Source organism: Caulobacter flavus (assembly GCF_003722335.1).
In the GTDB taxonomy this organism is placed as follows: domain Bacteria; phylum Pseudomonadota; class Alphaproteobacteria; order Caulobacterales; family Caulobacteraceae; genus Caulobacter; species Caulobacter flavus.
Genome location: NZ_CP026100.1, coordinates 2,932,240 through 2,954,247 on the forward strand (window position 1 = coordinate 2,932,240; position 22,008 = coordinate 2,954,247).

14 protein-coding genes and 1 pseudogene are annotated in these 22,008 nt (G+C 68.7%); 8 read left to right on the plus strand and 7 right to left on the minus strand.

The features are described 5' to 3' along the window. The first annotated feature begins 94 nt into the window (after positions 1-94). Positions 95-394, plus strand: a complete 300-nt coding sequence (locus C1707_RS13490) for a UvrB/UvrC motif-containing protein (protein ID WP_101711275.1) — start codon at positions 95-97, stop codon at positions 392-394. Positions 395-468: 74 nt separating this feature from the next. Continuing rightward, positions 469-1,647: a vWA domain-containing protein gene (locus C1707_RS13495; RefSeq protein ID WP_101711276.1), complete on the plus strand. Its 1,179-nt coding sequence runs from the start codon at positions 469-471 to the stop codon at positions 1,645-1,647. Positions 1,648-1,876: 229 nt separating this feature from the next. Here the strand turns inward: C1707_RS13495 and C1707_RS13500 are convergent, their stop codons facing one another. The 3 genes from C1707_RS13500 to C1707_RS13510 form a co-directional block, all read right to left on the minus strand. Next, positions 1,877-2,245 (minus strand): MerR family transcriptional regulator, encoded by a 369-nt coding sequence (locus C1707_RS13500; protein WP_101711277.1) that lies wholly within the window; start codon positions 2,243-2,245, stop codon positions 1,877-1,879. Positions 2,246-2,346: 101 nt separating this feature from the next. Then, complete coding sequence (locus C1707_RS13505) at positions 2,347-4,335, minus strand: acetyl-CoA carboxylase biotin carboxylase subunit (protein ID WP_123170753.1); 1,989 nt, start codon at positions 4,333-4,335, stop codon at positions 2,347-2,349. A 153-nt stretch (positions 4,336-4,488) separates the two neighbouring features. Next, the gene (locus C1707_RS13510; protein ID WP_123170754.1) at positions 4,489-6,021 is read right to left on the minus strand and encodes an acyl-CoA carboxylase subunit beta; all 1,533 of its coding nucleotides are present in this window, start codon (positions 6,019-6,021) and stop codon (positions 4,489-4,491) included. A 131-nt stretch (positions 6,022-6,152) separates the two neighbouring features. Between C1707_RS13510 and C1707_RS13515 the strand changes: the two genes are divergently transcribed. Then, positions 6,153-7,553 carry a helix-turn-helix domain-containing protein gene (locus C1707_RS13515; protein WP_101715794.1) on the plus strand — a complete coding sequence of 467 codons (1,401 nt, stop codon included), beginning with the start codon at positions 6,153-6,155 and terminating at the stop codon, positions 7,551-7,553. Positions 7,554-7,723: 170 nt separating this feature from the next. Here the strand turns inward: C1707_RS13515 and C1707_RS13520 are convergent, their stop codons facing one another. The 4 genes and pseudogenes from C1707_RS13520 to C1707_RS13530 form a co-directional block, all read right to left on the minus strand. Continuing rightward, positions 7,724-9,394, minus strand: a complete 1,671-nt coding sequence (locus tag C1707_RS13520; protein WP_167482911.1) for an MFS transporter — start codon at positions 9,392-9,394, stop codon at positions 7,724-7,726. 234 nt (positions 9,395-9,628) lie between these two features. Beyond that, positions 9,629-9,901, minus strand: a pseudogene (locus tag C1707_RS26760) (gamma-glutamylcyclotransferase); the annotation flags it as partial. Between the two features lies 1 nt (position 9,902). After that, entirely contained in the window at positions 9,903-10,604 is a 702-nt protein-coding gene (locus C1707_RS13525; RefSeq protein ID WP_101715796.1) for an alpha/beta fold hydrolase, read from the minus strand. Continuing rightward, positions 10,601-11,818, minus strand: a complete 1,218-nt coding sequence (locus C1707_RS13530; RefSeq protein WP_101715797.1) for an MFS transporter — start codon at positions 11,816-11,818, stop codon at positions 10,601-10,603. The genes C1707_RS13525 and C1707_RS13530 overlap by 4 nt, the downstream gene beginning before the upstream one ends. 75 nt (positions 11,819-11,893) lie before the next feature. Between C1707_RS13530 and C1707_RS13535 the strand changes: the two genes are divergently transcribed. The 5 genes from C1707_RS13535 (at position 11,894) to C1707_RS13555 (ending at position 21,980) form a co-directional block, all read left to right on the plus strand. After that, positions 11,894-12,778 (plus strand): LysR family transcriptional regulator, encoded by an 885-nt coding sequence (locus tag C1707_RS13535; protein ID WP_101715798.1) that lies wholly within the window; start codon positions 11,894-11,896, stop codon positions 12,776-12,778. A gap of 85 nt (positions 12,779-12,863) precedes the next feature. Continuing rightward, complete coding sequence (locus C1707_RS13540) at positions 12,864-14,237, plus strand: glycoside hydrolase family 53 protein (protein ID WP_101715799.1); 1,374 nt, start codon at positions 12,864-12,866, stop codon at positions 14,235-14,237. A gap of 207 nt (positions 14,238-14,444) precedes the next feature. After that, positions 14,445-17,153, plus strand: coding sequence for a TonB-dependent receptor (locus tag C1707_RS13545; RefSeq protein WP_101715800.1), 2,709 nt, complete (start codon positions 14,445-14,447; stop codon positions 17,151-17,153). A 130-nt stretch (positions 17,154-17,283) separates the two neighbouring features. Next, the gene (gene galA, locus C1707_RS13550) at positions 17,284-19,797 is read left to right on the plus strand and encodes a beta-galactosidase GalA (RefSeq protein ID WP_101715801.1); all 2,514 of its coding nucleotides are present in this window, start codon (positions 17,284-17,286) and stop codon (positions 19,795-19,797) included. Between the two features lie 107 nt (positions 19,798-19,904). Beyond that, entirely contained in the window at positions 19,905-21,980 is a 2,076-nt protein-coding gene (locus C1707_RS13555; RefSeq protein WP_101715802.1) for a S9 family peptidase, read from the plus strand. Positions 21,981-22,008 lie beyond the last annotated feature (28 nt).

Below are 22,008 nucleotides of genomic sequence, written 5' to 3' on the forward strand. Positions count from 1 at the left end.
GCCGACGGCCTACGCCTCCGCGTGCGGAGCCTCAAGCAAAGAGTGGGCGAACGCCGGCTTGGGGCGTTGTTGCTGGGGCAGCAAGGAAGCGGTCATGAGCGACAGCCACATCGAGGCGCTGGAGGAGCGGATGGCGCGGGCCGTCGCCGCCGAGGATTTCGAGGCCGCCGGGCGCCTGCGCGACGAGATCGCCGACCTGCGCCGTTCCGAACGCCTGCATGAGCCGCCCAACGCGCCCGAGCCCCAGGCCTCCTACTTCCAGCGGCAGACTCCAGGAAAGATGGGACTAGGCACTGACCAGCCGGTTCCGGCCCGGCCGCCGGGCTGGATAGCGCCGCGCAAGCCCGACCCGATGACCACCGGCCATTCGCGCGGCGGACGGCGCAGGACCTGAGGCCGTTGCGCCGGAGAGCGGATGGCCTCATTCTTTCGAACAGACGTTCGAGACCCGCCCCAGAGACCTGGCCGATGTTCCTTCGCTTCTTCTCCGAACTGCGCCAGGCCAAGGTGCCGGTGTCCCTGCGCGAGTACCTTCTCTTGATGGAGGCGCTGGACAAGGGCGTCATCGACCGCTCGATCGACGACTTCTACTTCCTGTCGCGCGCCAGCTTGGTGAAGGACGAGAAGAACCTCGACAAGTTCGACCGCGTGTTCGGCCACGTCTTCAAGGGGCTGGAGACGGTGGGCGAAGGGGTCGCCGCCGACATTCCCGAGGAATGGCTCAAGGCCCTGACCGAGAAGTTCCTCACCGACGAGGAGAAGGCCCAGATCGAGGCCCTGGGCGGCTTCGAGAAGCTGATGGAGACCCTGCGCGAGCGCCTGGCCGAGCAGAAGGAGCGTCACCAGGGCGGCAACAAGTGGATCGGCTCGGGCGGCACTTCGCCGTTTGGCAACAACGGCTACAATCCCGAGGGCGTGCGCATCGGCCAGGACAAGGGCCGCCACGGCCGGGCCGTGAAGGTCTGGGACAAGCGCGAGTACAAGAACCTCGACGACAGCGTCGAATTGGGCACCCGCAACATCAAGGTCGCCCTGCGGCGTCTGCGCAAGTTCGCCCGCACGGGCGCGGCCGAGGAGCTGGACCTGCCCGGCACCATCCGCGGCACGGCCGAGAAGGGCTATCTCGACATCCAGCTGCGCCCCGAGCGCCGCAACGCCATCAAGGTACTGATCTTCTTCGACATCGGCGGCTCGATGGACGGCCACATCAAGCTCTGCGAGGAGCTGTTTTCCGCCGCCAAGACCGAGTTCAAGCACCTGGAATTCTACTACTTCCACAATTGCCTCTACGAGGGCGTGTGGAAGGACAACAAGCGCCGGCACACCGAGAAGGTCGCAACCTGGGAGGTGCTCCACAAGTTCCCGGCCGACTACAAGGTGATCTTCGTCGGCGACGCCACGATGAGCCCCTACGAGATCACCTATCCGGGCGGCAGCGTCGAGCACTGGAACGAAGAGCCCGGCGCCATCTGGATGAGCCGGGTCACCGACATCTACCAGAGCTGCGTCTGGCTGAACCCCACGCCCGAGCGCCACTGGGACTACACCCAGTCGATCGGCGTCATGAAGCAGCTGATGAACGACCGCATGTTTCCGCTGACCATCGACGGGCTCGACAAGGCCATGCGGGAGCTTGTGCGGGGTTGAAGACCCCCTCAGTCGGCTTCGCCGACAGCTCCCCCAGCGGGGGAGCATTTTCTCGCCGGCGCTTCTAGATCCTTCCCCTCTGGGGGACTGTTGCGAAATTCGGAACGTCGAAGAACAGACCAGAATCCGTTCGAGAACAGTTCGGAATCAAAAGGGGAAAGTCGTTCTTGTTTTACCCCATTATGCAACGATCCCCTCTGGGGGAGGTGGCCCGGAGGGCCGGAGGGGGTCACAGCCCCGACAGATACCCCGCGATCGCGCTCCGCCGCGCGTCCAGCGCCTCCAGTTGCGCCCTCAGCCGCGCCTTCAGGCGGTCCGGGCAGGCGCCGTCCGGTCCCAGCAGGTCGGCGATCTCCGAGATCGGCAGGCCCAGGGCCTTGAGGTCGGCGATGGCCGCCAGCCGCGCGCGGGCCGACTGGCCCAGGGTGCGGACGTTCTTGGGTCCCCGCCCGCAGGCGATCAGGCCCATCTCCTCGTAGTGGCGAATGGCGCGCAGGGTCAGGCCCAGCTGTTCGGCGACAACGCCGATCGGCAGCTCGGACGACCGCAGCGCGAAGCGCGGGGCGGGGGCGGTGGCAGCGGTATGGACGGCTTGCATCGGAACTCCCTCGCGGACGGTCGTCTGGGCCCGGCGGCGACGTTCGGCCAGCGCGAGCGCCGCCTTTGTCCGTGGACCGGGGATGGCGAGATCGGGAACGCTCACTGGAACTCCACGAGCACTTGGTCGGCGGCGACGGGGTCGCCGGGCTTGGCGTTGACAGTCTTGACGACGGCGTCGCGCTCGGCGCGCAGGATGTTCTGCATCTTCATGGCCTCGAGCACGCAGACCACCTCGCCTTCGCGGACCTGCTGGCCGACGGCGACGTCCATCGAGACCACCAGGCCCGGCATCGGCGAGAGCACCAGCTTGGAGGTGTCGGCCGGGGCCTTGGCCGGCAGCTTGTCGTGCAGCTCGGCGCTGCGGGCGGTCAGCACCAGGACCCGGGCCCTGGCGGCGCGGTGGCGGATCGTGAAGCCCTCGGGCGCGGGAGCGACCTCGGCGGTGAAGGCCGTTCCGTCCAGCACGCCCCGGAAGGTGGGCAGGCCCGGCCGCCAGGCGATGTCGGAGAGGTGCAGCGTGCGGCCCTCGTCGAGCAGCTCGATCGTCAGGGCCTGGCCGTCGCCAGAGAGGCGCACCCGGCGCTTGTCGTGGCCGATCACCACGGTCCAGTCGGCGCGGAGGCTTCCCAGGCGCTGGCCCTGCACTCGCTGCCCCTGCACTCGCTGCATGGCGCAGCCGACGGCGGTCAGCAGGTCGGCCTGGAAGGCGGTGGGCTGGGTTCCGGAAAAGCCGTCGGGGAACTCGTCCTTGATGTAGCTGGTGGCCAGCTGGCCGGAGGCGAAGCGCGCCTGGTCCATCACCGCGGCCAGGAACGGCACGTTGTGGCCCGGCCCCTCGATGTGGAAGTCCTCCAGCGCCCGGGCCATGCCGCCCACCGCCTCGCCCCGGGTCGGGGCCCAGGTGCAGAGCTTGGAGATCATCGGGTCGTAGTACATCGAGATCTCGTCGCCCTCGCGCACGCCGGCGTCGTTGCGCACGACGTAGCCGTCCTTCTGGCCCTCGGCGGGCGGGGCGTAGCGCACCAGCCGGCCGATGCTGGGCAGGAACTTGCGATAGGGGTCCTCGGCGTAGATCCGGCTCTCCACCGCCCAGCCGTTGATGGCCAGATCGTCCTGCCTGAACGCCAGCGGCTCGCCCGCCGCCGAGCGGATCATCTGCTCGACCAGATCAAGGCCGGTGATCAGCTCGGTGACCGGATGCTCGACCTGCAGGCGGGTGTTCATCTCCAGGAAGTAGAAGCTCTTGTCCTGGCCGGCGACGAACTCCACCGTGCCGGCTGAGTCATAGTTCACCGCCTTGGCCAGGGCCACGGCCTGGGCCCCCATGGCCGCGCGGGTCTCTTCGTCCAGCAGCGGGCTGGGCGCCTCCTCGATGACCTTCTGGTTGCGCCGCTGGATCGAGCATTCGCGCTCGAACAGGTGGACGACGTGGCCGTGCCTGTCGCCCAGCACCTGGATCTCGATGTGGCGCGGGCTCTCGATGAACTTCTCGATGAAGATCCGGTCGTCGCCGAACGCGCCGGCCGCCTCGGCCCGCACGGCCGGGAAGCCTTCCTCGACGTCCTTGGCGTTCCAGGCCACGCGGATGCCCTTGCCGCCGCCGCCGGCGCTGGCCTTGATCATCACCGGATAGCCGATGGTCTGCGACACCTTCAGCGCCTCGGCGACGTCGGCGATCTCGCCGATATGGCCGGGCACGCAGGAGACGCCCGCCGCGGCGGCGAACTTCTTGCTCTCGATCTTGTCGCCCATGGCGCTGATCGCGCCGGGATTGGGACCGATGAACACGATGCCCTCGTCGGCGCACCTCTGGGCGAACTCGGCCTTCTCCGACAGAAAGCCGAAGCCCGGATGCACCGCCTGGGCCCCGGTCTGCTTGCAGGCGGCGATGATCCTGTCGGCGACCAGATAGCTCTGGGCGGCCGGCGAGGCCCCGATGTGCACCGCCTCGTCGGCCATCTCCACCGCCAGGCTGTCGGCGTCGGCGTCCGAATAGACCACCACCGTGGCGATCCCCAACCGACGGCACGTCTTGATCACCCGCACCGCGATCTCGCCCCGGTTGGCGATCAGGATCTTGTCGAACATCGGCGGCCCTCGGACGGTTGGTCTTGTCTTTCCAGATCCTCCCCCTCTGGGGGAGGTGGCCCGGAGGGCCGGAGGGGGTAAGCACCGCATTTGGCGGCCCCCTCAGTCGCTTCGCGACAGCTCCCCCAAGGGGGGAGCATCTCGCTCGGCGGCTCAGAGCGGAATGTTGTCGTGCTTCTTGTAGGGGTTGGTCAGCACCTTGCCCTTGAGGGAGTGCAGGGCCCGGACGATGCGCTTGCGGGTGCCGTGGGGCATGATGACGTCGTCGACATAGCCGCGGCTGGCGGCGACGAAGGGATTGGCGAAGCGGTCCTTGTACTCGGCCTCGCGGGCGGCCAGGGCCTGCGGGTCCTTGGCCTCCTGGCGGAAGATGATCTCGACCGCGCCCTTGGCCCCCATCACCGCGATCTCGGCGGTGGGCCAGGCGTAGTTGAAGTCGCCGCGCAGGTGCTTGGAGCTCATCACGTCATAGGCCCCGCCATAGGCCTTGCGGGTGATCAGGGTGACCTTGGGCACGGTGGCCTCGGCATAGGCGAACAGGAGCTTGGCGCCGTGCTTGATCAGGCCGCCATACTCCTGCTTGGTGCCCGGCATGAAGCCCGGCACGTCGACCAGGGTGACGATCGGGATCTCGAAGGCGTCGCAGAAGCGCACGAAGCGGGCGGCCTTGCGGGAACTGTCGATGTCGAGCACGCCGGCCAGCACCTGCGGCTGGTTGGCGACGATGCCGACGGTCTGGCCGTCCATCCGCGCGAAGCCGCAGACGATGTTCCTAGCCCACTCGGACGAGATCTCGAAGAAGTCGGCCTCGTCGACGATCTTCGAGATCAGTTCCTTCATGTCGTAGGGCTTGCCCGGATCGGCGGGCACCAGGGTGTCGAGGCTCGCCTCCTGGCGATGCGGGTCGTCGAAGCTCTGGCGGATGGGAGCCTTCTCGCGGTTGGACGAGGGCAGGAAGTCGACCAGCCGGCGCACCTGGGTCAGGGCCTCCAGATCGTTCTCGAACGCGCCTTCGGCCACGCCCGACTTGGCCGCGTGCACCCGGGCCCCGCCCAGCTCCTCGGCGGTGACGACCTCGTTGGTGACGGTCTTGACCACGTCCGGGCCGGTGACGAACATGTAGCTCGTATCCTTCACCATGAAGATGAAGTCGGTCATGGCCGGCGAATAGACGTCGCCGCCGGCGCAGGGGCCCATGATCACGCTGATCTGCGGGATGACGCCCGAGGCCAGGGTGTTTTCCAGGAAGATGTCGGCATAGCCGGCCAGGCTGTCGACGCCCTCCTGGATGCGCGCCCCGCCCGCGTCGAACAGGCCGATGATCGGCGCGCCGGCCTTCATCGCCTGGCGCTGGACCTTGACGATCTTGGCCGCGTGCGCGCCGCTCAGCGAGCCGCCGAACACCGTGAAGTCCTTGGAGAACACGTAGACGACCTTGCCGTTGATCGTCCCCCAGCCGGTCACCACCCCGTCGCCGGGCACCTTCTGCTCGGCCATGCCGAACTCGGTCCCCCGGTGCTCGACGAACATGTCGAACTCCTCGAACGAGTCCTCGTCCAGAAGCAGGTCGATGCGCTCGCGCGCCGTCAGCTTGCCTTTCGCATGCTGGCTCGCCACCCGCTTCTCGCCGCCCCCGGCCCGCGCCTGCTCACGACGACGCTCCAGCTCTTCCAGGATGTGTTGCAAGGCTTACTCCGACCGAGCCGTGAACGTCGCAAAGAAGAGATTTTGCGTGGCTTCGGGTTCCCGGCTCAAGAAAATTGAGGCCGTGGCGAGGGCTTGCGAACTTGCATCTTGTGAAATAGCAAAGTTGCGAAATGGGAGAGAAGCTGTTCATCGGGCCGCGTCTGCGGCTGTTGCGCCAGGCCAAGGGCTGGAAGCTGGAGGCCTGCGCCGCCCAGCTGGGCCTGTCGGCCAGCTACCTGTCGCAGATCGAGGCCAACCAGCGCCCGGTCACCGCCCGGGTGCTGATCGACGTCATGCGGGTGTTCGAGGTCGACGCCGCCTCGCTGGACGCCGCCGACGACCAGCGCCTGATCGCCGACCTGCGCGAGGCCACGGCGGACGCCCCCGTGGGCGGAGAGGCTCCGGCCCTGTCGGAGATCAAGGCGGCGGTGGCCAACACGCCCAACCTCGCCAAGGCCTATCTAGACCTGCACCGCGCCTATCGCCGGCTGGACGAGCGCCTGAAGGCGACCGAGGAGGCGGTGTCGCTGGACGAGCGCGGGGCGGCCAGCGCGCTGTTGCCCTACGAGGAGGTCCGAGACTTCTTCCACTACAAGAACAACTACATCCACAGCCTCGACGTCGCCGCCGAGGACCTGTCGGCGCAGATCGGCGGAGGCGGCGAGCGGGCGCTGGAGGCCTATCTGGCCGACCGCCTGGGCGTGCGCGTGGTGCGCAGCGGCGAGCCCGACCTCCTGCGCCACTGGGACGCCGCCAGCCGGACGGTGGCCATCGGCGCGGCCCATCCCGAGGCGACGCGCAGCTTCCAGCTGGCCTACCAGATCGCAGCGCTCACGCTGCCAGACATCGTCGAGGCCGAGCTGTCGGCCGCTGGCTTTCGCAGCGACAGCGCCGCCAAGGTCTGCCGCACAGGCCTCCTCAACTACGCCGCCGGCGCGCTGGTGCTGCCGTATGAGCGCTTCCGCGAGGCGGCGCGGGCGGCGCGGCACGACATCGAACGCCTGGCGCTGACGTTCCAGACCAGCCTGGAGCAGGTGTTCCACCGCTTGTCGACGCTGCAGCGGCCGGGCGCGCGGGGCGTGCCGTTCTACTTCGTGCGGCTCGACAGGGCCGGCAACATCACCAAGCGCCACAGCGCCACGCGCCTGCAGTTCGCCCGCTTCGGCGGGGCCTGCCCGTTGTGGAACGTGCACGACGCCTTCGCCCGGCCCGACGCCTGGCTGGTGCAACTGGCGCAGATGCCTGACGCCGTCCGCTATGTCTGCATCGCGCGCGGGGTGGTGAAGCCGTCGGGGGCCTATCGCCAGGCCGAGCGGCGCTATGCGCTCGGCCTCGGCTGCGAGGCCCGCTACGCCGACCAGCTGGTCTATGCCGATGAGCTGGACCTTGCGGGCCCCTCGGCGCCGATCGGGGTCAGCTGCCGGATCTGCGAGCGCGACGACTGCTCCCAGCGGGCCTTCCCGCCGGTGGATCGGGCCTTCGAGGTGTTCGAGAACGACCGCCGCTGGGTGCCGTTCTCGCTGCGGGGCTGATCCAGATCCAAGGTCGTCATCCCGGCCGGAGCGCGTAGCGCGGAGAGCCGGGACCCAGGAGCCGCCGCAACGCGTCGGCTCCTGAAGGGCGGTTGATCTATCCGCCGCGCCCGGTCTCCTGGGTCCCGGATAACGGCTTCGCCGTTTCCGGGATGACGAAGGAGGAGATCCTACGCTTCGATATCCACGTCCTTGGTTTCCTTCAGGAACAGCATCCCGATGATCGCCGTCACGGCGGCCACGACGATCGGGTACCAGAGGCCGTAGTAGATGTTGCCCGTAGCCGCGACCATGGCGAAGGCCGTGGTCGGCAGGAAGCCGCCGAACCAGCCGTTGCCGATGTGGTAGGGCAGGCTCATCGAGGTGTAGCGGATATTGGTCGGGAACATCTCGACCAGCATGGCCGCCACCGGGCCGTAGACCATGGTGACGTAGATCACCAGCAGGGTCAGGACGAAGACCACCAGCGGCTTGTTGATCTTGGCCGGGTCGGCCTTTTCCGGATAGCCGGCCGTCTTCAGGGCCTCGCCGAGCTTGGCCTCCCAGGCTTTCTTCTCGACGGCGAACTGTTCCTTCGAGAGGGTCTCGCCGCGGAACGAGGGCAGGACGGTCTCGCCGATGCGGACCTCGGCCACCTCGCCGGCGGCCACCGGCTGGTTCTCGTAGCTGACGCCGGCCTTGGCCAGGTAGGATTTGGCCAGGTCGCAGGAGGTGTTGAACACCGTCTTGCCGACGGGATCGAACTGGAACGAGCAGTCGGCCGGGTCTGCGACCACGGTCACCGGCGCCGAGGCCGTGGCCGCTGCCAGTTGCGGGTTGGCCGCGCTGGTCAGGGTCTTGAACAGCGGGAAGTAGGTCAGGGCGGCCAGGGCGCAGCCCAGCATGATGATCGGCTTGCGGCCGATCTTGTCCGACAGCCAGCCGCAGACCACGAAGAACGGCGTGCCGATCAGCAGGGCGATGGCCACCAGGGTGTTGGCCACGGCGCCGTCGACCTTGAGCATCTTCTCCAGGAAGAACAGGGCGTAGAACTGGCCGGTGTACCAGACCACGGCCTGGCCGGCGGTCAGGCCCACCAGGGCCAGGATGACGATCTTCAGGTTGCCCCAGCGGGCGAAGCTGTCCTTCAGCGGCTGCTTGGTGCCCTTGCCCTCGTCGACCATCTTCTGGAACGACGGGCTTTCGGAAAGCTGCAGGCGGATCCAAAGCGACACGCCTAGGAGGGCGATCGAGATCAGGAACGGAATGCGCCAGCCGAAGGCCTGGAAGGCGTCCTCGCCGACGGTCGAGCGCGTGGCCAGGATCACCACCAGGCTCAGGAACAGGCCGAAGGTCGCGGTGATCTGGATGAAGCTGGTGTAGAAGCCGCGCCGCCCATGCGGGGCGTGCTCGGCCACGTAGGTGGCCGCGCCGCCGTACTCGCCGCCCAGGGCCAGGCCTTGGATCAGGCGCATCAGCACCAGCGCGATGGGGGCCGCGACGCCGATCTGCTCGTAGCTGGGCAGCAGGCCGACCACGAAGGTCGACAGGCCCATCAGCAGCATGGTGACGAGGAAGGTGTTCTTGCGGCCCCACAGGTCGCCCAGGCGTCCGAACACCAGAGCGCCGAACGGCCGCACGGCGAAGCCGGCCGCGAAGGCCAGCAGGGCGAAGATGTAGCCCGTGGTCTCGTTCACGCCCGAGAAGAAGTGGTGGGTGATGTAGGTGGCCAGCGAGCCGTACAGGTAGAAGTCGTACCACTCGAAGACCGTGCCCACCGACGCCGCGCCGATGACCAGTGCGTCCTTGCGCTGAACGACCTCTCCGTTCTTTGCGCCCGACGTCGCGACGGCGTCCGCCATACTCGTATCCTCCTCGAAAGCGTCGCCGCTTTGCGCGGCTGATCGTTGCGGGGGATGATGGCAGGCGCCTCGCGGCTTCCGTAAAGGGGAACTTTCGTGGAACGCAGGGTTGCGAACCACGATTTTCGGGGATTGGCGCAGGTCGTGCTGCCACCGGTGGCATGACGAGCCCGCCGGGAGGTCAGGCCAGGACGTAGATCCAGGCCTCGACGGGCCGGGCTCGGATTCGACCGTGACGCTTACCCTGCGGTAGCCGGCGCCCTCGAAGGCGTCGAGCCGCGCCCAATGCGCCGCCAGCGCCTCGCTCTCCAGCACCTGCACCGCGATCGCCTCGCCTTGGGGATCGAGCTCCAGGCCGGGAAAACCGATGGCCGCGCCCCAGCCTTCGGCCCGCAGCCGGCCGCGCACGACGCCGGCGGTCCAGGTTCCGCCCAGCGGCGCCAGGTGATGGTGATTGGGCCGGCCGGGCGCCAGCGAGCCGTAGACCGCCAGGCGGGGAGGGGTCATCTCAGGTCTCCGTCAGCCAGGCGCGCAGCAGGGCGGTCGTCTCGTCGGGACGTTCCATGGCCGGCAGGTGTCCGCAAGCCTCGAAGACGTGAAGACGAGAGCCGGCGATGGCGGCGTGGATCGCCTGGGACTCGGCGGGCGGGGTCAACTGGTCGCTGTCGCCGACCGCCACCAGCGTCGGGACGGTGATCGACGCCAGAAGCGGGCGCGAGTCCGGCCGGCCCAGGATGGCGCTCTGCTGGCGCAGGAAGGCCGGGCCGCCGACGCGGGCGGCCATCGCCTTGACCTCGGCGCCCAGCGGTTCGTCCAGCCGCGAGGCATGCAGCAACTGCGGCAGCATCCGCTGGGTGACGCCCAGGAAACGCCCGACCTGCACCGCCGCCATGGCCCGGCGGCGGTTCTCGGCGCGGGCCGGCGTGTCGGGCGCGGCGCTGGTGGCCAGCAGCGCCAATCGCTCCACGCGGTGCGGCGCCTGGTGCAGGATCTCGAAGGCGACGTAGCCGCCCATCGACAGGCCGGCCAGGGCGAAGCGCTCGGGCGCGGCCTCCAGCACCCGGGCGGCCATGGCCGCGACGCTGTCGTCCAGCGTCAGGTCGGCGATGGTCGGATCGGCGATGTCGGCCAGGTCGTCGGCCTGGTCGCGCCACAGGCGGGCGTCGCACAGCAGGCCGGGCAGGAAGACGAGGGCTTGGCGGTCGGTCATGCCGGGTCCTCCCGGGGAATGCGCAGGGCCAGGGCGACACCGGCAATGGCCAGCATGGCGGTGAAGCCGGCGACGGCTGGCCAGGCGCCGTGCCGCCAGAACCATCCGCCAACCGCGCCGGCCAGGCTCGAGCCGGCGTAGTAGAACAGCAGGTACAGCGCCGCCGACTGGCTCTTGGCCGGTCCGGCCAGCCGTCCCACCCAGCCGCTGGCGATGGCGTGGGCGATGAAGAAGCCGGTGGTGACCAGGGCGATCCCGGCGATGACGCTGGCCAGGCTGGTCGGCAGGGTCAGGGCGATCCCGGCCAGGATGACGAGGAGGCCGACCAGCAGCAGGCGGCGACGGCCGTAGCGCTGCGCCAGCCGCCCGGCGGTCGAGGACGACCACACACCGAAGGCGTAGACCAGGAAGATCAGGCCGACCTGCGTCTGGCTCAGGCGATAGGGCGCGCCTTCCAGCCGGAACTCGACGTAGTTGAACAGGGCCACGAACACGCCGGTCAGGCAGAAGCCCAGGCCGAACAGGGCCAGCAGGCCGGGCCGCCGCCAGGCCTCATTCCAGGTTCGCAGGCGATCGGAGAGGCGCTCGGGCGCGGGCGTGCGCGCGTGGCGCGGCCTGGGCAGCAGGGCGAAGAAGGCGACGGCGGCCACGAGGTCGACGGCGCCGATGGCGGCCATGGCCATGCGCCAGTCGAAGGCGGCGAGCAGCAGGCCCATGCCCACTCGTCCGGCCATGCCGCCGAAGGCCGTGCCGGCGACGTAGAGGCCCATGGCCGCGGCGAGGTCGGAAGCTTCGGTCTCCTCGGCCAGGTAGGTCATGGCCACGGCCGGCACGCCGCCCAGCAGCAGCCCTTCGGCGGCGCGGGCGGCCAGCAGCAGCGGCCAGGTCGGGGCCAGCGCGGCGGCCATGTTGCAGGCGGCCGCCAGCGCCATCGAGCCGAACATCAGGCTCTTGAGGTTCAGCCGCTGGGCCGCGCCGCCGGCCAGCAGGATGGCGATCGCCAGGGTGGCGGTGCTGAGCGACAGGGCCAGCGCGCTCTGGGCCGGCGACAGGGCGAAGGTCCGCGCGAAGGTCGGCAGCAGGGGCTGCACGCAGTAGAGCAGGCTGAAGGTCGAGAAGCCGCCGAGGAACAGGGCCAGCGACATCCGGCGCAGGCGTCTCGCATTCTGGGCGGCGTCCCGGACGGGAGAGGCGGCGAGGGTGGCGGCAGTCATGGCGCTGATCTAGAACTCCGCCTTCCGACAGTCCAATATGTGACGATCGGATTTTCGATAGCTTTTGGAGATGGCGTGGAACTGCGTCACATCCGCTACTTCCTGGCCGTCGCCGAGGAGGGGCACTTCACGCGGGCGGCCGCTCGGATCGGCATCGGCCAGTCGCCGCTGAGCCAGCAGATCAAGGACCTGGAAGCCGAGCTGGGCGTGACCCTGTTCCGGCGCCTGCCGACGGGCGCCGAGCTGACCGAGGCGGGCAAGGCGTTCCACGCCGCCGTGCGCAACATGCCGGGCCAGGCCAAGGCGGCCGCCCTGCAGGCCCAGAAGGCGGCGCGCGGCGAGAGCGGCTCGCTGCGGCTGGGCTTCACGGGCTCGGCGGTGCTCAACCGCGCGGTTCAGGCCTCGGTGAGGGCCTATCGCCGGCGCTATCCGGACGTCGAGCTGTCGCTGACCGAGACCAACAGCACCCACCTGGCGGCCGAGGTCGCGCAGGGGGCGCTGGACGCCGCCTTCCTGCGGCCCGGCGCCGTCGACCTGGAGGGCCTGAGGCTCCACGACCTGGACGGCGAGGAGATGGTGGCCGTGCTGCCGGCCTCGCATCCGGCGGCGGCCGGCGAGCAGGTGAACCTGCACGACCTGCGGGCCGAGGCCTTCATCCTGACGCCGCGCGGTCTTGGGCCCACCGTCTTCGACGCCGCGGTCGAGGCCTGTCGGCGCAGCGGCTTCGAGCCGATCCTGGGCCAGCCCGCGCCGCAGATGCTGTCGCTGGTGGCGCTGGTCGCGGCCGAGCTCGGGGTGTCGATCGTGCCGGTGTCGATGGCCCGGCTGGCGCTGGACGGCGTTGTCTTCCGGCCCATCGCCGGGGGAACGCCGATCGCGCAACTCAGCCTGGCGACTGGGAAAACGCCGTCACCCGCCCTGCAAAACTTTGTCAGGATAGCGCTCGGTTCCGAGGGTTGATTTGTAATATCAATACGAAGATATTCCGCCCCGAAATCCCGGCCGGGCCTTCATCGGGCCGGGAGCACAGAACGGGAGCATCGCCATGTCGGGACATCTTCGGAAGCTGGGCCTGGGTCTTATCGCCAGCCTGATGGCCTCCACCGCCGCCGTCGCGGCCGAACCCGCCAAGGGACCCAAGACGTATCTGGGCGTCGACATCTCCTACGCCAACGAGATGGACGACTGCGGCGCGGTCTACCGCTCGGGCGACAAGACCGTCGAGCAGTACCAGTTCTTCAAGGACGCCGGCTCGAACATCGCCCGCATCCGGCTGTGGAACGACCCGCAGTGGACGAACTACTCGAACATCGCCGACGTCACCAAGAGCATCAAGCGCGCCAAGGCCGCCGGCCTGCAGGTGCTGCTCGACTTCCACTATTCGGACGACTGGGCCGACGGCGACAAGCAGCTGGCCCCCAAGGCCTGGGAAAAGCTGTCGACGCCGGACCAGGCCAAGGCGCTCTACGCCTTCACCTATGACACCCTGACCAAGCTGGACGCCCAGGGCCTGATGCCCGACCTGGTGCAGGTGGGTAACGAGACCAACGGCGAGATCGTCTCCAGCCTGGCCAAGGCCAAGGATCCGATCAATTGGGAGCGCAACGCGCTGCTGTTCAACGCCGGCATCAAGGCCGTGCGCGACGCGGGCGCCAAGGGCTCGAAGAACCCGCGGGTGATGCTGCACATCGCCCAGCCCGACACCGTCGAGGACTGGTTCGCGGCCGCCGCCAAGGCCGGCGTCACCGACTACGACATGATCGGCATCAGCTACTACAGCAAGTGGTCCAAGCGCTCGATGGCGCAGCTGGGCGAGTCCATCAACCGCCTGCGCCACACCTATGCGGCCGACGTGGTGGTGGTCGAGACGTCCTATCCCTTCACCACCGAAGGCGCCGACAGCTCGCCCAACCTGCTGGGCGAAGACTCCCTGATCGCCGGCTATCCGGCGACGCAGGAGGGCCAGAAGAAGTACCTGATCGACCTGACCCAGCTGGTCTTCGCCAGCGGCGGCACGGGCGTCTTCTACTGGGAGCCGGCCTGGGTCTCGACCAAGTGCAAGACCCGCTGGGGCACGGGCTCCAACTGGGAGAACTCGACCCTGTTCGACTTCAAGGGCCAGCCGGTCGAAGGGATCAAGTGGCTGTCGACGACCTACGCCATGCCGGTCGAGACGACCTTCAGAGTGGCGGCGGGCGACAAGGCCTCGGCCTTCATCGACGGCGATTTCCTGGGCGGGGCCGGCCCGCGCCCGATGGTCCGCGAAGGCTCAGACTTCGTCTATCGCACGCGCCTGATGCCGGGCGCCTCGGTGACCGTGGCCACGGCCCCGACGGCGGCGGCGGTGGAGGCGGCTTCGGCTGTTACCGCGACCATTTCGGCCAAGCCCAGCGCCGTGCGGTTGCCCGCCCAGCCCTGACGACTTGTCAGATGTGATTGATATGATAAATAGCACTGGCGCGCCGGTCCGCAGAGCCGGCGCGTCAGCGTCCGTCAGAGACGTGGTTTTCCTTCCGGCGCGGACCGTCGCGCCCCACTGATCCGGCCGTTGGACGCCGGTCCTCTCCGCAAAACCAGAAGACAGCCACGCCCGCAGAAGGCGTCGCGTCCTAATTGGGGGAACTAGATGACCCGACAATCCATGCTGCTCGCCGCCGCCAGCGGTCTGAGCCTGCTCGCCGTTTCGTCCGCCGCCTGGGCGCAGGACGCGGCTCCCGCTTCCGACACCCAGGTCGAGGAAGTCGTCGTCACCGGCGTGCGCAAGAGCCTGCGCGACGCCCTGGGCGTGAAGCAAGGCTCCGACAAGGTGGTCGAGGCGATCTCGGCCAAGGACATCGGCCAGCTGCCCGACGTGACGATCGCCGAGTCGATCGCCCGCCTGCCCGGCGTCAACGCCACCCGTGACCGAGGCAACGACAGCCAGGCGGTGGTACGCGGCCTGGGCGCCCGCCTCGTGCTGGGCACCATCAACAACCGTGAAGTCGCCTCGTCCGAGCCCGACCGCAACGTCCGCTGGGAAGTCTACCCCTCGGAAGTCGTCCAGGGCGTGCAGGTCTACAAGTCGCAGTCGGCCGACCTGATCGCCGGCGGCGTCGCGGCCACCATCAACATCCAGACGATCGACCCGCTGGACTACCGCGGTCCGTCGGTCGTGCTGCGCGCCGGCCCCGTCTATTACGACGGCGGCAAGGACATCCCGGACTACGGCCAGACCGGCTACCGCGCCAGCGGCTCGTTCGTGCACAAGTTCAACGACGACCTGGCCATGGTGCTGGGCCTGACCTCGCAGAAGCAGAAGAACGGCTACGTGTCGTTCCAGGGCTGGGGTTGGAACGACTCCAACATCCGCACCCCCGTCGGCGCCAGCGACTACAGCGGCGACCTGAACGGCGACGGCATCGCCGACGCCACCCCGTGGGGCCTGCAGCTGGAGGTCAAGAAGCTCGAGCAGAAGCGCGACGGCGTCTCCACCGGCCTGCAGTGGAAGCCGAGCGACAACTTCGAACTGAAGTTCGACGCCCTCTATTCGAACATCAAGATCCGCGAAGACCAGGACCAGGCCGTCTATGCCCGCAACCGCGGCAACTGGAACAACGGCAACTGGGGCGACTACAACGGCGCCGGCGCGTCCTACACGCTGGAAAACAACGCCGTCGTCGCCGCGACCCTGCCTTACGGCTCGATCACCTCGATCCTGGCTCGCTACACCGAAGACAAGACGCTGTTCGCCACCGGCCTGAACGGCAAGTGGAACAAGGACCAGTGGACCATCGCCGGCGACATCTCGTACTCGAAGGCCGAGCGCGAGAACAACTGGCGCGCCGTCCGTATGGACAGCTGGCCCTCGTCGCTGAGCTATGACGTCCGCGCCGGCGCCAAGCCGTTCGTGACCGCCTCGCAGGACCCGATCTCGATGGTCCAGACCGCTCAAGCCGGCAAGGCCGGCGAGAACGGCGGCCAGAACGACGGCCTGGAGCACCTGAACGACGAACTCGTGGCCGGGGCCCTGGACTTCACCCGCGACCTGAGCGGCACGTTCAAGAGCCTGCAGTTCGGCTTCCGCGTGTCGGACCGCACCAAGGATCACAGCCAGGGCCAGTGGTTCGTCTGCGCGAACCCGGGCAACCTGAGCAACATCTACGACGCCAGCCTGCAGGACGAGTGGGGCAACTGCCTGCAGTCGACCACCGTGCCGGCCAGCCTGCTCAGCTCCTACACCATCGGCGGCTTCAACGTTCCGGGCGTCATCACCGGCGACATCGACGCCGTCGGCCGTGCGATCTACGGCGACAACGCGTTCAACTACGCCAACGCCCGCGACAACCTGGCCCAGCGCTGGAAGGTCAACGAGAAGGTCGGCGAGGCCTACGCCAAGCTGAACTTCGCCGCCGACAGCTTCGCCGGTTCGTGGCTGACGGGTAACGTCGGCGTGCGCGTGGTCACCACCAAGACCAGCAGCGACGGCTACCGCCAGGACGCCGGCGCGGCCACCTTCACCGCCGTGACGGTCGACAACGACTATACCGACGTCCTGCCCTCGGCGAACGCCAAGTTCGACTTCGGCGACGGCAAGGTCGTGCGCCTGGGCCTGGCCCAGGTCGTGGCCCGTCCGCCGCTCGACGAACTGCGCGCCAGCAAGACCCTCAGCACCTGGGCGCCCTACACCGGCTCGGGCGGCAATCCGAACCTGAAGCCGTTCAAGGCCGTCCAGTTCGACCTGTCGGGCGAGTGGTACTTCCGTCCGGAAGCCCTGGTGGCCCTGGCCTACTACTACAAGGACGTCGACACCTACATCGGCTGGACCCAGACCCCCGAGACCTACGGCACGACCACCTATGCGGTGGCGACCCCGGTCAACGGCGGCGGCGGCTACATCCAGGGCGTCGAGGCGACCTTCCAGACGCCGTTCTTCTTCCTGCCCTCGGGCCTGGACAAGTTCGGCGTCTACTCGAACTACGCCTATGTCGACTCCGACCTGAACGAGATGACGCCGTCGACCAAGCCGCTGTCGCTGACCGGCCTGGCCAAGCACACCGCGACGGTCGACCTCTGGTACTCCAACGGTCCGATCGAAGCCCGCCTGGGCTACAAGTACCACAGCCCGATGACCGTGATTTACGGCTGGAACGGCTCGGAACTGCAGACCCTGGGTACGGAAAAGACCCTGGACTTCAGCACCTCGTACCAGATCAACGACATGGTCGGCGTGCGCTTCCAGGCCAACAACCTGACCAACCGCGCCATGCGCACCTACCGCGACGGCGACGAAAACCGCCTGGGCCGCTACGACATCTATGGTCGTCGCTTCCTGATGGACGTCACGGTTAAGTTCTAAACCCGTCTATCTTCCCCTCGCTTCGGCGAGGGGATTCCATTCCAGGACGTCATTCCTCCCCGACGATCCTTTGCTGGGGGAGGGAGCCTCGCCGGCTCTCTCCCTTCTTTTTTGCTTAGAGAGGTCCCCGATGGTCGAGTTCAGCCGCCGGCAAGCCCTGGCCGCCACCGCCGGCGTCGCCGCCTTCGCCGCCGTGTCTTCCGCCCAAGCCGCCGCCAAGCCCGCCGCTCCCGTCAGGAAGGCCGCGCCGGTCGTCGTCGACCTTGGCCCGCGCGAGCGCACCAGCCTGGACTTCGACTGGAAGTTCCACCTCGGCCACGCCCAGGATCCCACCCGCGACTTCGGCTACGGCGCCAATCAGCGCACCTACGCCAAGGCCGGCGCCGACGCGCCGAACTGGTGGGTGGCCGCCGCCGCCCAGAAGGACTTCGACGACAGCGCCTGGACCCCGGTCACCGTGCCGCACGACTGGGCCGTCACCCTGCCTTTCGCCAACAACACCGACTACGTCCCGACCGGCAAGCCGGACGAGGAGGACCTGCGCGCCGCCCACGGCTACAAGGCCATCGGCCGCGAGTTCCCAGAGACCAGCATCGGCTGGTACCGCAAGAAATTCACCCTGCCGGCCGTCGAGACCGGCACGCGCCTGTCGATCGAGTTCGACGGCGTCATGCGCGACGCCGTGGTGATGGTGAACGGCTACGTCCTCGAGAGCGAGGAAAGCGGCTACGCCAGCTTCCGCGTCGACATCACCGACATCGCCAATGTCGGCGGTGAGAACCTGATCACCGTGCGCGTCGACGCCAGCCTCGGCGAGGGCTGGTTCTACGAGGGCGCGGGCATCTACCGCCACGTCTGGCTGGTCAAGACCGCCCCGGTGCACGTGGCCCAGTGGGGCGTGTTCGTGAAGTCCAAGGTCGACGGCACGCTGGAGATCGAGACCGACCTCGCTAACGAAGGCGACGAGGCCGTCGCGTTCGACCTGACGCACACCGTGCTGGACGGCGCGGGCAAGCCGGCCCTGGTCGTGGCCCCCGCCGCCGGTCGCCTGCCGAGCTGGCAGCGCCAGTCGCTGTCGCAGACCGTGACCCTGGAAAAGCCGGTGCTGTGGTCGCTGGAGAACCCGCACCTCTACACGCTGGTGACCGAGGTGAAGGTCGGCGGCGCGGTGGTCGATCGCTACACCACGACCTTCGGCGTGCGCTCGGTGCGCTTCGACCCGAAGGAAGGCCTGTTCCTCAACGACAAGCACGTCAAGCTGCAGGGGACCTGCAACCACCAGGACCACGCCGGCGTCGGCGCGGGCATTCCCGACACCCTGCAGGTCTGGCGCATCGAGCAGCTGCAGTCGATGGGCTGCAACGCCTATCGCGCCTCGCACAACCCGGCCACGCCCGAGCTGATGGACGCCTGCGACCGCCTGGGCATGCTGTTCATCGCCGAGACGCGCCGCATGTCCAGCGACCCGACCTCGCTGGACGAGATGGAGAGGCTGATCCGCCGCGACCGCAACCACCCCTGCATCATCCTGTGGTCGATCGGCAATGAGGAGCCCCAGCAGGGCACGGCGCGCGGCCGCAAGGTGGCCAAGACCATGCGCCGCCTGGTCAACCGCCTCGACCCGACCCGCGGCGTCACCGCGGCCATGGACTCGGGCTTCGGCGACGGCATCACCGCCGAGCTCGACGTCATCGGCTTCAACTACCGCCACGAGAAGATGGACGACTTCCACGCCCGCTTCCCGAACCTGCCGATCATCGGCAGCGAGAGCGGCAGCACGGTCACCACGCGCGGCGAATACCTGCGCAGCGCGGCCAAGAGCTACGTCCCGGCCTACGACACCGACCACCCCTGGTGGGCGACCACGGCCGAGAAGTGGTGGAGCCACGCGGCCGACCGTCCGTGGATGGCCGGCGGCTTCATCTGGACCGGTTTCGACTATCGCGGCGAGCCGACGCCCTTCAACCGCTGGCCCAGCATCAGCTCGCACTTCGGCGCGCTCGACACCTGCGGCTTCCCGAAGGACAACTATTACTATTACCGCGCCTGGTGGCGGAAAGAGCCGCTGCTGCACCTGTTCCCGCACTGGAACTGGGAAGGCCAGGAAGGCAAGCCGGTCGCCGTCTGGGTCCACAGCAACTGCGACAAGGTCGAGCTGTTCGTGAACGGCAAGAGCCAGGGCGTGCGGGAGGTGAAGGCCAACCACCACGTCGAGTGGTCGGTGCCCTACGCTCCGGGCGTGATCGAGGCCCACGGCTACAAGGACGGCAAGGTGATCCTGCGCCAGCGCCGCGAGACCGCCGGTCCCGCCGCCGCCGTGCGCCTGACCACCGACCGCTCGGCGCTGGCCGCCGACGGCCAGGACGTCGGCATCCTCAAGGTCGAGGTGGTCGACGCCAAGGGCCGCGTCGTGCCCAAGGCCGAGGACCTGGTCACCTTCGCGGTGACCGGCCCGGGCGAGGTGATCGGCGTGGGCAACGGCAACCCGACCAGCCACGAGAGCGACGTCGCCAGCCAGCGCAAGGTCTTCAACGGCCTGGCCCAGGTGATCGTGCGCACCAGGCGCGGCCAGGCTGGCGAAGTGCGGGTCCTGGCCTCGGCCCCGGGCCTGAAGCCGGCCTCGCTGGCGCTGAAGGCGGGCTAAGGCTCCCCGCGCAAGATCCTTCCACGAGACACGGAATTAGGGGTGGACGCTGGGCGTTAGCGCGGCAGTATCCACCCCTTCTTTCGCAAGCTTCGCCAGGATCGCCCATGCGCCGCCCGACCAAACTGCTGCTCGTCTCGCTGCTGGCCTTGGCGGCGGCGAGCCCGATGGCCGGCGTCGCCGCCGTCCGCGAGGCGCCCCAGGCGCTGCTCACCGGCCGCGACCTGTTCGGTCTGGAAGTCGCCTCCGATCCGCAGATCCGCCCCGACGGCGACCTGATCGCCTATGTCCGGGCCTCCAACGACATCATGGTCGACCGCGCCGTGCGCTCGATCTGGCTGGTCGACGCCAGGACCGGCGCCCAGACGCCGCTGGTCGCCGGTCAAGGCTCGGCCATGTCGCCGCGCTGGTCGCCGGACGGCCAGCGCCTGGCCTATGTGCTGGTCACGCCCGACGCCGGCGCCCAGCTCTACGTGCAGTGGGTCGCCACCGGCCGCACCGCGCGCCTGGCGACCCTGGCCGAGGCTCCCGGCGATCTGACCTGGTCGCCCGACGGCAAGACCATCGCCTTCACCATGCTGACGCCCGACGACGGCGCCAAGCTGGGCTCGGCCCCCGAGGGCAAGCCCGAGAACGCCAAGTGGGCGCCGCCGCTGACCGTCGAGACCCGCGTCACCTTCCGGGGCGACGGCGAGGGCACGTTGAAGGCCGGCTTCTCCAAGATCTTCACGGTGTCGGCCGAGGGCGGCGCGCCGCGCCAGCTGACCTTCGGACGGTTCGACGACCGGGGCCCGCTGTCCTTCACCAAGGACGGCCGCTACCTGCTGTTCTCGGCCAATCGCGCCGAGGGCTGGGAGCGCAACCCGGCCGAGGCCGAGATCTGGCGCCTGAACCTTGCCGACGGCGCGCTGAAGGTGCTGACCAGCCGCGTCGGGCCTGACGCCAATCCGGTGGTCTCGCCCGACGGCCGCCAGGTGGCCTATGTCGGCTATGACGACGCCCGCCGCCGGGGCTACGAGAACACGCGCCTCTACGTGATGGACATCGACGGCGGCGGCGCCCGGGTGCTGACCGGCGATCTCGACCGCTCGATCGACAACCCGGTCTGGTCGGCTGACGGGCGCGGCGTCTACGTCTCCTATGACGAGAACGGCTCGGTCCGCGTCGCCCGCGTCGACCTGTCGGGCAAGATCGAGACGGTGGTCACCGGCCTGACCGGCGCGGGCCTCGACCGTCCCTACAGCGGCGGCGCCTTCAGCGTCGCCCGCGACGGGACCGTGGCCTTCACCCAGGGCTCGACCAGCCGTCCGTCCGACATCGCCGTGGCCAGGAAGGGCGGCGAGGCCCGGCGCCTGAGCGCGCTCAACGCCGACCTGCTGGGATCCAAGACGCTGGGCAAGGTCGAGCCGCTGCCGGTCAAGTCCTCGTTCGACGGCAAGGACATCGGCGCCTGGATCGTCACCCCGCCCAATTTCAATCCCGCCAAGAAGTATCCGCTGATCCTCGAGATCCACGGCGGGCCGTTCTCGGCCTACGGCCCCAGCTTCTCGACCGACAACCAGCTCTACGCGGCCGCCGGCTACATCGTGGTCTACGCCAACCCGCGCGGCTCCACCTCGTACGGCGAGGCCTTCGCCAACGAGATCGACCGCAACTATCCCAGCCACGACTACGACGACCTGATGAGCGCGGTCGATGCGGCCATCGCGAAGGGCTTCGTCGATAGCAATCGCCTGTACGTCACCGGCGGCTCGGGCGGCGGCGCCCTGACGGCCTGGATCGTCGGCAAGACCAACCGCTTCGCTGCGGCCGCCACCCAGAAGCCGGTGATCAACTGGTCCAGCCAGGTGCTGACCACGGATGCATACAGCTTCATGGCCGCCTACTGGTTCGGCAAGATGCCGTGGGAGGATCCGCAGGGCTACTGGGCCCGCTCGCCGCTGTCGCTGGTCGGTAACGTCAAGACGCCCACCCTGGTCGTGGTCGGCGACCAGGACCTGCGCACGCCGGTGGCCGAGTCCGAACAGTATTACCAGGCCCTGCAGCTGCGCGGTGTCCCCACCGCCCTCGTCAAGGTGCCCGGCGCCAGCCACGGCGGCCTGGCCGTCCGCCCCTCGCAATCGGCCGCCAAGGCCTCGGCGATCCTGGCCTGGTTCGAGAAGTTCCAGTCGCCGCCGAAGTAGGGGGCATCGAGAGATCCTCCCCCTCTGG

Coding starts and splice junctions, on each gene's coding strand:
- C1707_RS13490 (WP_101711275.1), top strand. CDS start 95: ATGAGCGACAGCCACATCGAGGCGCTGGAGGAGCGGATGGCGCGGGCC.
- C1707_RS13495 (WP_101711276.1), top strand. CDS start 469: ATGTTCCTTCGCTTCTTCTCCGAACTGCGCCAGGCCAAGGTGCCGGTG.
- C1707_RS13500 (WP_101711277.1), bottom strand. CDS start 2,245: ATGCAAGCCGTCCATACCGCTGCCACCGCCCCCGCCCCGCGCTTCGCG.
- C1707_RS13505 (WP_123170753.1), bottom strand. CDS start 4,335: ATGTTCGACAAGATCCTGATCGCCAACCGGGGCGAGATCGCGGTGCGG.
- C1707_RS13515 (WP_101715794.1), top strand. CDS start 6,153: ATGGGAGAGAAGCTGTTCATCGGGCCGCGTCTGCGGCTGTTGCGCCAG.
- C1707_RS13520 (WP_167482911.1), bottom strand. CDS start 9,394: ATGGCGGACGCCGTCGCGACGTCGGGCGCAAAGAACGGAGAGGTCGTT.
- C1707_RS13525 (WP_101715796.1), bottom strand. CDS start 10,604: ATGACCGACCGCCAAGCCCTCGTCTTCCTGCCCGGCCTGCTGTGCGAC.
- C1707_RS13530 (WP_101715797.1), bottom strand. CDS start 11,818: ATGACTGCCGCCACCCTCGCCGCCTCTCCCGTCCGGGACGCCGCCCAG.
- C1707_RS13540 (WP_101715799.1), top strand. CDS start 12,864: ATGTCGGGACATCTTCGGAAGCTGGGCCTGGGTCTTATCGCCAGCCTG.
- C1707_RS13545 (WP_101715800.1), top strand. CDS start 14,445: ATGACCCGACAATCCATGCTGCTCGCCGCCGCCAGCGGTCTGAGCCTG.
- galA (WP_101715801.1), top strand. CDS start 17,284: ATGGTCGAGTTCAGCCGCCGGCAAGCCCTGGCCGCCACCGCCGGCGTC.
- C1707_RS13555 (WP_101715802.1), top strand. CDS start 19,905: ATGCGCCGCCCGACCAAACTGCTGCTCGTCTCGCTGCTGGCCTTGGCG.